This is a genomic window from Effusibacillus consociatus, from assembly GCF_042652925.1.
In the GTDB taxonomy this organism is placed as follows: Bacteria; Bacillota; Bacilli; order Tumebacillales; family Effusibacillaceae; genus Effusibacillus; species Effusibacillus consociatus.
The window spans coordinates 1-10,516 of sequence record NZ_JBHSHC010000039.1; the positions used below are offsets into that span (position 1 = coordinate 1).

7 protein-coding genes and 2 pseudogenes are annotated in these 10,516 nt (G+C 46.6%); 3 read left to right on the forward strand and 6 right to left on the reverse strand.

Going from position 1 to position 10,516, the window contains the following annotated elements:
- The 3 genes from ACFO8Q_RS06245 to ACFO8Q_RS06255 form a co-directional block, all read right to left on the reverse strand.
- On the reverse strand, positions 1-770 hold a 770-nt coding region (locus ACFO8Q_RS06245; protein WP_380024872.1), incomplete at its 3' end, for a SpoVR family protein.
- Positions 771-781: 11 nt separating this feature from the next.
- Positions 782-1,939 carry a sporulation protein YhbH gene (yhbH, locus tag ACFO8Q_RS06250; RefSeq protein ID WP_380024873.1) on the reverse strand — a complete coding sequence of 386 codons (1,158 nt, stop codon included), beginning with the start codon at positions 1,937-1,939 and terminating at the stop codon, positions 782-784.
- A 252-nt stretch (positions 1,940-2,191) separates the two neighbouring features.
- On the reverse strand, positions 2,192-4,090 hold the full coding sequence (locus tag ACFO8Q_RS06255; protein ID WP_380024874.1) for a PrkA family serine protein kinase: 1,899 nt from the start codon (positions 4,088-4,090) through the stop codon (positions 2,192-2,194).
- A 335-nt stretch (positions 4,091-4,425) separates the two neighbouring features.
- On the opposite strand from ACFO8Q_RS06255, the gene ACFO8Q_RS06260 reads away from it, so the two are divergent.
- Positions 4,426-5,001, forward strand: a complete 576-nt coding sequence (locus tag ACFO8Q_RS06260) for a TetR/AcrR family transcriptional regulator (protein ID WP_380024875.1) — start codon at positions 4,426-4,428, stop codon at positions 4,999-5,001.
- 66 nt (positions 5,002-5,067) lie between these two features.
- Here ACFO8Q_RS06260 and ACFO8Q_RS06265 read toward each other — a convergent pair whose 3' ends face one another.
- Complete coding sequence (locus ACFO8Q_RS06265; RefSeq protein WP_380024876.1) at positions 5,068-5,721, reverse strand: L,D-transpeptidase; 654 nt, start codon at positions 5,719-5,721, stop codon at positions 5,068-5,070.
- A 99-nt stretch (positions 5,722-5,820) separates the two neighbouring features.
- Entirely contained in the window at positions 5,821-7,110 is a 1,290-nt protein-coding gene (locus tag ACFO8Q_RS06270; RefSeq protein WP_380024877.1) for a helix-turn-helix domain-containing protein, read from the reverse strand.
- 404 nt (positions 7,111-7,514) lie between these two features.
- Between ACFO8Q_RS06270 and ACFO8Q_RS06275 the strand changes: the two genes are divergently transcribed.
- Positions 7,515-7,598: a putative holin-like toxin gene (locus ACFO8Q_RS06275; RefSeq protein ID WP_380024878.1), complete on the forward strand. Its 84-nt coding sequence runs from the start codon at positions 7,515-7,517 to the stop codon at positions 7,596-7,598.
- Between the two features lie 767 nt (positions 7,599-8,365).
- Positions 8,366-9,806, forward strand: a pseudogene (locus tag ACFO8Q_RS06280) (spore germination protein).
- A 132-nt stretch (positions 9,807-9,938) separates the two neighbouring features.
- Here the strand turns inward: ACFO8Q_RS06280 and ACFO8Q_RS06285 are convergent.
- Positions 9,939-10,516: pseudogene (locus ACFO8Q_RS06285) on the reverse strand (transposase); the annotation flags it as partial.

Consider the following 10,516-nt stretch of genomic DNA (forward strand, 5'->3'; position numbering starts at 1 on the left):
GTCTCGATCTGCGGCCAGAAGTATAGCATCTCTTCCCGCATCATCGATAAAACATCCCGCTGCCAATCCGACAGAATCTTGCTGTGCTCCATGATAAAAAGAATCATATCTTTCTCAGGCCGAGCCGGCACTTTCTGAAAAACGTTCGGTTGCTCATCCGTTTTTTTCTTCTGATCGCGTGAATCGAGTCTCCATAGGTCTTCGTAAGGTGAATCCGTTTCAACCTTCGGTTTTTCACCCGGAAAATCTTCTCGCGGTCGTTTCCGGGCAACCTGTGAAGGATCGATATGCTCTTGTATGGCCAGAACCGCGTCCAATAGTTCCTCAACCGCATCTTTCCCGTGTTGAATTTCATAAGCGCGGATACGGTCTGCTGAGGTGGCCATGCTTTCGACCATGTAGCGGGAAGTATGAGCAAACCGGGAATTATTCTTGAAGAAATCGCAGTGAGCCAGCACATGGGCCGAAACCAGCTTATTTTGAATCAGTGTGTTCCCGTCAAGCAAGAATGCATAACACGGATCCGAATTGATCACCAGTTCATAGATTCTGCTTAAACCGAAATCATACTGCATTTTCATGCGGTGAAATGCTTTCCCGAAACTCCAGTGACTGAAGCGGGTAGGCATCCCATAAGCGCCAAATGTATAGATAATGTCCGCCGGACATATCTCAAACCGCATCTCATAAAAATCAAGCCCGAATGATCGGGCGATATCCATCATCTGTTCAATGGATTTTTCGAGCTTTTTGATTTCTTCGTTCGTCATCGCCTTTCCCCCTATGACACCAATTGCGTATCGCGTGCAAAGAAGGTCGTAAGCGCTTTGTAAACTTCACTTTTCTCACGAATCAGTACCGCTTTAAATTTGGGGTCGTGAATATGCTTGAATGCATTCATCAATGTTGAGGAACGGTTATACTGATTGACTTCCCCATACCCGAAAATGTTGCAGAGAGAAGCGAGTTCCCTGATGATGCGAACGCATTTTTCGTTATCCGACGTTAAATTGTCTCCATCTGAAAAGTGGAATGGATACACATTAAACCGCTCCGGGTTATACCGCCCGTGGACCAGATCAAGTGCCAACTGATAGGCCGACGAACAGATGGTTCCACCACTTTCCCCTTTGGTGAAAAATTCGTCTTCCGTAACAATTTTGGCTTCTGTATGATGTGCGATAAACTGGATGTCAACATGCTCGTATTTCGTCCGGAGAAAACGAACCATCCAGAAGAAAAAGCTGCGCGCAATGAATTTTTCAAATGAGCCCATCGATCCTGAAGTATCCATCATTGCGAGTACAACGGCATTACTGCGCGGGATGCGAACTTCTTCCCACGTTTTGTAGCGAAGGTCATCAGGGCTGATCTGGTGAATCCCCGGTTGGCCTTGTAAAGCGTTTCGCTTGAGAGTCTCCATGATCGTACGCTTCTTGTCGATGTTTCCTGTTAACCCTTTTTTGCGGATATCATTAAATCGAATGTCCGTAACCAGAATATCGTCTTGAGTTTTCTGTTTCAGATTGGGAAGCTCCAGGTTCTCAAATAGAATGTTTTGCAGTTCTTCAACTGTTACTTCCGCTTCATAATAATCGACACCTGGCTGATCGCCGGCACCTTCTCCAGAACCTGGTGCCTGCTGCTTGGAATCACCGTCACGGCCGAGAACATCGCCTTCTTTGGAAGATCCGTCCCCCTGCCCCCCATGCTGTTGTTTGTTATAGTTGAATCGAAACCGGTATTCATCCAGGGAACGGATAGGGACTTTGAGTATTTGTTTTCCATCAGACATAATAATGCTTTCTTCACTGATTAAATCGGCTAGGTTCTTTTTTAATGCTTCCCTTACTTTTTCCTGATGACGCAACTGATCTTGATGTCCTTTACGATGGAGAGACCAATCCTCACGAGAGAGGGTAAAATTCGGTCTTGTCACACATGTTCCCTCCTTCCCTTAGCGTAGGCTTGACGGACCACGTCGCACCTTACCGCAGGTGTCGGCATTCGCTGCAAGGATGCGACGGAGCCGACGAACCTTATTATCCATTCTATTCATTTGGGTTCAAACTCGTCCCTCGATGAACGCCCATTATGAGAGAGAAACCGGAATTTTCGATAACAACGCCCCAATAAAGTCACACGGAATTGCGAAGCAATCCGAGCACTTTATTGGGGGTCGAGAAAAAAACTATCGATTCAACAGGCTTCCGGTGTAACGCAGCAGTTCGTTTGCGCAAATTGGGCAGTATCCATGCTCGTCAATCAATCGTTTTGTAACTTCATTGATTTTTTTCAACTGAAGTGCATCCGGTGTTTTGGTCGAGGTTGTAATTTTAACCACGTCTTTCAGATCTGCAAACAGCTTGCGCTCGATCGCTTCTCTTAACCGTTCGTGCGAGTTATAATCGAATTTTTTGCCCCGTCTTGCATATGTCGAAATCCGAATCAGAATCTCTTCCCGGAATGCTTTCTTTGCGTTTTCGGAAATGCCGATTTGCTCCTCGATCGAACGCATCAGTTTTTCATCCGGATCGATCTCTTCCCCGGTGATGGGATCTTTGATTTTCTGCCAGTTGCAGTACGCCTCGACGTTATCCAAGTAGTTCTCAAGCAGTGTTTTGGCCGATTCTTCATAGGAGTAGACAAATGCTTTTTGAACTTCTTTCTTGGCTTCGTCGTCATATTCTTTTCGTGCGATCGAGATAAAGTTCAGAAGACGCTCTCGTTCATCCTTGGTGATGGAAGGATGCTGATCCAGTCCTTCCTTGATTGCCCGCAATACGTCCAATGCATTGATACATGAGGTATCCCGACGAATCAAAGCACTGGAGATTCTGTTGATGACGTAGCGCGGATCTACACCGCTCATTCCTTCATCGGGTGATTCCGCCCGCAATTCCTTCACATCTTTTTCCTTAAACCCTTCCACGGAGCTTCCATCATAAAGGTACATTTTCTTGACAAGGTCCATGCCCTGTTTCTTTGACTCCTTAAGGCGTGTCAGAATTGAGAAAATGGCGGCAGTTCTCAATGCATGAGGTGCAATATGGACATTTTTCAAATCGCTTTGTTTGACCAGCTTCTCGTAGATTTTCACTTCGTCAGAAACCCGCAAGTTATAGGGAATCGGCATGACGATCATCCGGGATTGCAGGGCCTCGTTTTTCTTGTTGGAGATAAAAGCCTTGTATTCCGTTTCGTTGGTGTGGGCAATAATCATCTCATCCGCTGAGATCAAGGCGAAGCGACCCGCTTTAAAATTCCCCTCCTGAGTCAACGATAACAAATGCCAGAGAAACTTCTCGTCACACTTTAACATCTCCTGGAATTCCATCAGTCCACGGTTCGCTTTGTTTAATTCCCCATCGAAACGATACGCCCGGGGATCTGACTCCGATCCGTAAACTGAGATGGTTGAGAAGTCTATACTCCCTGTCAAATCGGCGATATCCTGGGATTTCGGATCAGAAGGAGAAAAAGTTCCGATCCCAACACGTTCGTCTTCCGAAAAGACAATTCTCTCAACAGGTACTTCTTCCACCCGATTGTTGTAATCATTTTGCAGCCGCAACCGGCAAGACGGACAAAGATTGCCTTCAATTCGAACCCCAAGCTCTTTTTCAAATTCGGGACGCAATTCCTGAGGAATCAAATGCAGAGGTTCTTCGTGCATCGGACATCCTTTGATTGCGTAAACAGCTCCCTCAGGGGTTTTCGTAAACTGTTCCAACCCTCGCTTTAACATGGTAACAATTGTGGATTTACCGCCGCTGACGGGTCCCATGAGCAGGAGGATCCGTTTGCGTACATCCAATCGGCGGGCGGCTGAGTGGAAATATTCTTCTACGAGTCTTTCCAAAGCCGTCTCCAAACCAAAAATCTCCTTTTCAAAAAAACGGTAGTGTTTGCGTCCGTGTTCGTCCGTCTCGATTCCCGCAGCTTCGATCATATTGTAAATCCGGGAATGTGCCGTTTCGGCGATTTTCGGGTTTTTTCGCACAAGTTCGAGATAGTCAACAAACTTTCCTTCCCAGGCGAGTTGTTGTTCTAGAGCCCTATAAGCGTGCAGCCGATCCAGAATGTCCATTCTCACTCCCCCTTAGCTCGACACCCTATCCGCCAAAATCAGGACATTGGCGGAGACCTTATCAGGCCGGCGGTCTAGTCACGACTCGTGCTTTTGAGTGTCTTTGAGTGTATTTGAGGCTTGTTTGTCTGGGCCCTTGCCCTAATAATCCCCGGGTTCGCCTTTTGTTCAATATATTGAGTGAAAGCTTCTCGTATAACTATTTTTATGCAGGCCTGTCTTGTCCGTTTCCAATATGCTTGGTTTTTTCATGAAGCCTTTCTTAAAAATTTGCGAATATAGGACAAATGTGGTAGGGTGAATTAATAGAAACAATTAGGGTGTGGTGAGACTACTTGCGTCAGGACAAGACAGGTTTGATTTTTCAGGCAGCCATCGACATCTTCTCGGACCGCGGGTTCGACAGGGCTACAATGGATGATATTGCGGCACGAGCGAACGTAGCCAAAGGGACAATTTATTACCACTTCAAAAGCAAAGAGGATCTTTTCCTTTTCCTTGTGGAAGAAGGGATTGATTTGCTTCGGGAATCGGTCAACGAACAGATTCGTCCCGAAATGAATGGGAAGGACAAGCTGGAAACGGCGATTCGCCAACAGATTCGGTTTTTTGGTGAATATCGCGATTTCTGTATCATTTTATTGCGGGAAGCTTGGGGAGCGGAACAGCGACAGAAAGAATTTCGCAAAATGCTGACCCAATATACGAAATCGATCGAAGAGTATATTCGGCAAGCGGTCGAAGAAGGGGATTTCCTGCAAATCGAACCGGAGTCCGCAGCTTGGACCGTGTTCGGCGGAGCTTCGATTGCGTCGCTCCATTTGCTTCTAAGCAAGCATCGGGAGTATAAAGATGAAGAGCTTGCAAATGTGGTCACAACGATTTTAATGCAGGGGTTACAAGCAAAATAATGGACACAAAAATACCACTTGACCAGTTTCAAGTGGTATTTTTTCGTTCAATGCGGCAAGAGAGCGTTAATCTCTGACAACCACTTTCGTTTTCACAGGGATATTGTCATAAATCCACTTTGCGTCGGGAACGGTCAAACGGAAGCACCCATGGGATGCCTTTTGCCCCAGTTTCTTCGCTTCCTCTTCAATTACGTTGCCGTTTTTGTCCATCGCTACGCTGTGGAAGAGGAACTCACCGTGATTCTTCCATGACACCCAATATTTCGCCCCTTGCTGATACTGCGGTGCAAAGAACCAATCCCCCCGCTCCGGCTCCACAACAAATGTTCCGCGCGGTGTGGAAGTCCCCGGCTCCGTATCAAGGCCTGACGAGGTAACCATGGTATAGATCGTTTCGTCGCCGTTCTTAATGTAGACCCGCTGATCCGCAATGGAAACATCGATCCAAATCGCGTCTCCCTGTTTAATCTTCGGATATTCTCCCCCCGACGGCTTTGACCAGTCGAGCGGAGTGATAACCGAGGGCTGCGAAGCACCTGTCCCTTTGGCAGAAGCAGTTGCCCCCTGAGTATTTGAAGTGTCCGGTGGAGCGGATTGGGACGCAACCGGGGTCTGTTCTCCGCTTGAAGGGGTTTCCGCATTCTGACCACAACCGGTGATGCCTGCAGCCAAAAGAAAAATGGAAGAATATGCGATGATACGAATCGGTCGTTTCATGTGCGGCGCCCCTTTTCATCAAGATGATCTGCTCCGCGGAGCTTCGTTTATTGTAGTATACCGTTTTTGAATGAGGGGCGTCCACCGACCTGAGACCGGCTAGAGGACAATCCCTCGTTCTTTCAGGTTTGCTTCCATTGCCATTCGCATATTTTCAAATGCTTGGACAGCGCCTGTGAGATCCCCGGTTTCCTTATAAAGGTCTCCCAGTAAGGAGTAACTGTATGCCAAGTCCCGCGGAAGCTTTGCCTGTGAGAAGAAATCGATTGCTCTTCTCGCCGCTTCCATAGCTTCCTGGATTTGGCCCTGTTCTTTCGCCGTCTTTGCCCAAGTGCGATAAAGGGCAGCCCGTTCCGTATCATCCAGGCATTTCTCAAGCGCAAGCTGACAATGGAATTTGGCTTGTTCCAACTGACGCTGTTTCAGATAAATATTGGAGATCGCACCATGCACAGGAGCGATTCGCTCCCGAAGTCCGTACTTCTCATACTGTTCCAGGCACTCTTCCAACAAGGCGATTGCTTCTTGAGGCTGCCCTGTTTCCGCTTTCAGCACCGCATAGGTTTCCTGAATCTGAACCGATAATTTGATATTCTGAATGCTTTTATTGATGCTGAATGCATGCTGGGCAAATTCAGACGCACTATCGTACTCCCCCGCTGCTCGGTATAAGCGGCTCAAGTTGAGATAAACATCGGCAATCCCCTTGAGATCGGAAGTGCCGGACAACAGGGCCATCGCTTTTTCATAGGCTGATCTGGCAGGGGTATACTCCCCCAGGTAGTTATGGAGATCGGCAAGATCCTGCAATAATCTCGCCCATTCGAACGGGTTCGCATTCTCCATTTCTTCATGTAAATGATTCGCCCGGTTCCAATGATAGATTGCCAATGGATAGTTGTGCCTTTCTCTTTCAATCCATCCCATTTCCTTTAATGCTTGGACCATTACAGCAGTTTCCCGCCTCATAAGGGCCGCAGAAAAAACTTCTTCGAGCATTTTGGCAGCTTCGTCCAGCCGCCCGATATTGCGATAGCAAGCAGCAAGGTCGCGTTGAATTTCCTGTTGGTACATAGGCAGCGATTGCCCGTCGGCCAACTGTTCCAAAATCGGAATCGCCTGACGAGGTTCTCCCGCTTCGATCAGTGCCTTGGCAAAGCGGAAAGAACTGATTTTCTCACTCTGCAGCTGCATATCAGTCAGAAAATATTCAATCGGGGTTTCCAACTTGTCGGAAATCCATTTCAACAAACGGTGTGAAGGGTTTGCTTTGTCAGCTTCAATCTGCGAAATCATACTCGGCGTTACTTTCCCGCCGCCCAGATCTCCTTGTGTAAGTCCTTTTTGCACACGAAGTTCACGAATTTTTTGGCCAAGTGTTTTGGTCATCACTCATCCCCGCTTTCTTGGATTAAAACTTTATATTTAGCCAGTATTAACGGGGTTAGCTTATTTTATAATAGGCTCAAAAAATAATTTGCTGTTTAAGTTCATTATGTCCGAATACTGAATTGCGAAAACAAAAGATGTCTGACGACACAAACATTCCTACAATCATATCAAAGATTCCGGCCGGTTATGGTTTCGATACTTAAACTGGCTGGCATACAAACCAACTCCTTTCAACAAGAACATCAGTTCGCATATTATATGATGGCCCAGTAAAAAATAAAAGGGCCAAAAATGACCCAATATTTGGTATAATATCTCGTACAATAGAATCGGCTCTTCAAGGGTGGTCGGCTCACTGCTTTTCCTTCTTTCCGATTTGTGAAGGAAGGAGGTGATGCCACATGACGACATATGGGGCTCTCGTGCTTATGATAGCGTTCGGGTCGCTTATCGTCGCAATTCTTTCCTTTCGAGGACAGAAATAGACCACCCTTGCTTTGGACGGCAGGTGGTCTATTTCGATCCCTGTAAATCCGGGTCGATCACCCCCAAGGGGCAATCTATTGTGCAGACCGTAGGTGTTAGCAGCACCTTCGGTCGTTTTTATCTTATGCCACAAACGTAAAATATAATAGTGAAAATGTCAAGTCAGCGAGAAAGAGAGGGGATTACAGTCTGCCATCCAGCAGTTCTAACAATCTATTCTCCACATCCCTCACCTCACCCGGATTATTCTTTCCGGAGAGCGTCGAATCCTCTGACGAAATATACCGAAAATTGTAGGTATTCACATTTAATGTGCATAAGCTGTGAATATTTTCACCTATCGAGAAAAGATTCGCTAAAATGCGCTAATTTCCCCTGCGCCTCCGCTTCAAGTATAGCAACCAAATAGACGACTTCTCGTTCATAGCCGCGTTCCTTGTATTTGATGTAAACATCAATCAGCCGCCACTCTTCCTCCACAACGGCGGTATATGGATATCTACTCTACGAAAATGCAGGAGAAATAAGGCGGGAGAACAATAAACGGTGACCAAGCATCAAGGTTTGAGCCGAAAATGAGATGGATAAAATGGATCATTAGAGTGCATGCCCAGGTTAAATTAGGAAAAATGAAAACAGGTGTATACTCGTGTTCAATAAGATTCGGAGGAAAAAAAGGAATCTCCCAAAGGATCGACCTAACGATTATAGGGAGTCAAATTTTATCGATTCAGAGTTAACAAACCGCCTGAAAGAGAACTTGGATATGATCCGTGAATCCATAGGCCACAGTCCCGACGTGATTTTCCGAGAATTTAGGATCGGCGATAGTGAGTGGAAAGCAGCACTAATTTATGTCGATGGCCTGGTGGATCAGACAAAACTACACGATCAAGTAATGAAACGGCTGATGCATGATCATTTAGTAAATAAAATACTGGATGAAGCTCGAGATTCATCTTTGCTATTGAAAAATTGGCTCACTGAATCAGTTATCACTCTTACAGAAATCAAGCAAGTACATAGCTTCGATGAATGTATTTCAGAAGTACTTTCCGGAAATACCGCCCTCTTGATCGATGGAATAGCCGATGTACTTATTTTAGGTGCCGCAGGCTGGGAGACTCGTTCTATCGATGAGCCGGTAAGCGAATCCCTTGTACGGGGGCCCAGAGAGGGGTTTGTGGAAACACTTCGAACGAATACAGCTCTTCTCCGTCGAAGGATTAAAGATCCGAACTTTACGATCGTGAATTACAAAATAGGCCGTCGGGCCAAAAAAGACCTATCCATAATTTTTATCAAGGACATTGCAAATCAGGATCTGGTCGATGAGGTAAGAAGAAGGATTGAGAAAATTGATATTGATGATGTTCCGGAATCCGGTTACATCGAACAACTCATCGAGGATAATTACTTCTCTGTGTTTCCACAGGTACAAAATACAGAACGTCCTGACCGGGTGGAAAGTGCTTTAATGGAGGGGCGCGTAGCGTTCTACTCGACGGTACGCCTTTTGCTTTGATCGTCCCGGTTACTTTATCGATGTTAATAAGTTCACCGGAAGATCATTATGAACGTTGGATTCCCGGTTCACTAATCCGTCTGATACGGTATGGTGCTGCTTTCATAGCGTTATTCCTTCCATCGATATATATTGCCGTTATTTCATATAATCAAGGAATGATTCCGACCAAGTTGGCTATTTCCATTGCCGGGACAAGGGAGGGGGTGCCCTTTCCTGCCACTATTGAAGCATTGATTATGGAGGTCACCATTGAAATTCTTCGGGAAGCGGGATTCGTCTACCTAAGCCTGTTGGACAGTCTGTGAGTATTGTCGGTGGACTAGTTATCGGTGAAGCGGCAGTGCAGGCAGGAATTGTCAGTCCTATTATGGTTATTGTTGTCGCAATGACCGCTATTTCTTCCTTCGCGTTCCCACAGTACGGTATAGGAATTTCTATCCGGATCCTTCGCTTCGGAATGATGCTAACAGCATCTATGCTCGGCTTGTATGGCGTTATTTTGTTTTATATCCTTATCAATGCCCATATTGTAAAGCTTAAGAGCTTTGGAGTTGATTTTACTGCACCTTTCTCATCCTTACGCCTTAAGGATTGGAAGGATTTAGTGATTAGAGGACCGTTAATGATGATGAAAAAACGCCCGCAGATTAACAAAACACAGAATCAAACGCGTCAATAGGCAGGAAAAGGAGGGGGATCTTGATAGCGAATCCGAAAGATAGAATTACAACAACTCAGGCGTATCTTGTTGTAGCGAATTATCTTATCGCAGCCGGGAGTATAACCCTACCACGTGCAGCAGGGGATGCCGCTGGAACGAATATGTCGTCAGTGTCATCGTCAGTTGATCCTCACGCGTACGCTCGGTTTCATGAGCCTCTCGATAGATCAAACAGCGTCGGGCCTTCTCCCAATTTGTGAGCAGAATCGGAATGTCGGCAGCCGCCCAGCGATCGTCTTGGGTCGCGAACGTGATGTCCTCCTGCTTCTCCGCCAGCGTTTCCCAAAACGCCGGATGTTGTTCGAGGTAGGCAATCGTCTTTTTGACGGTTGCTTTCTTCGGCAGCTTGAAGATGTACTGCCAGCCGCGTTCTTCGGCGTATTCCATAACAGCAGCGTCGGCAAAACCGCAGTCGGCCCGGATGCCTTCGATGATCCATTCCGGCGGTAACATCGGTTCGACTTCCTTGACAAACGACAGCAGATCTTTCATGCCGTTTGTGTTGCCGGGATTCAGTTGTAGATGGAGCAGTTCGCCGCTTCCGGCGATGAAGGCGACCCGGACTTTGTACGAGGGGCGCCCGTGGTAGCGCGGATTGTAGCCGTTTGTCGCGCCTTCTTGTTCTCCGAATAGCGTAATGACGGTATCGTCGATGTCGATCCAGACCA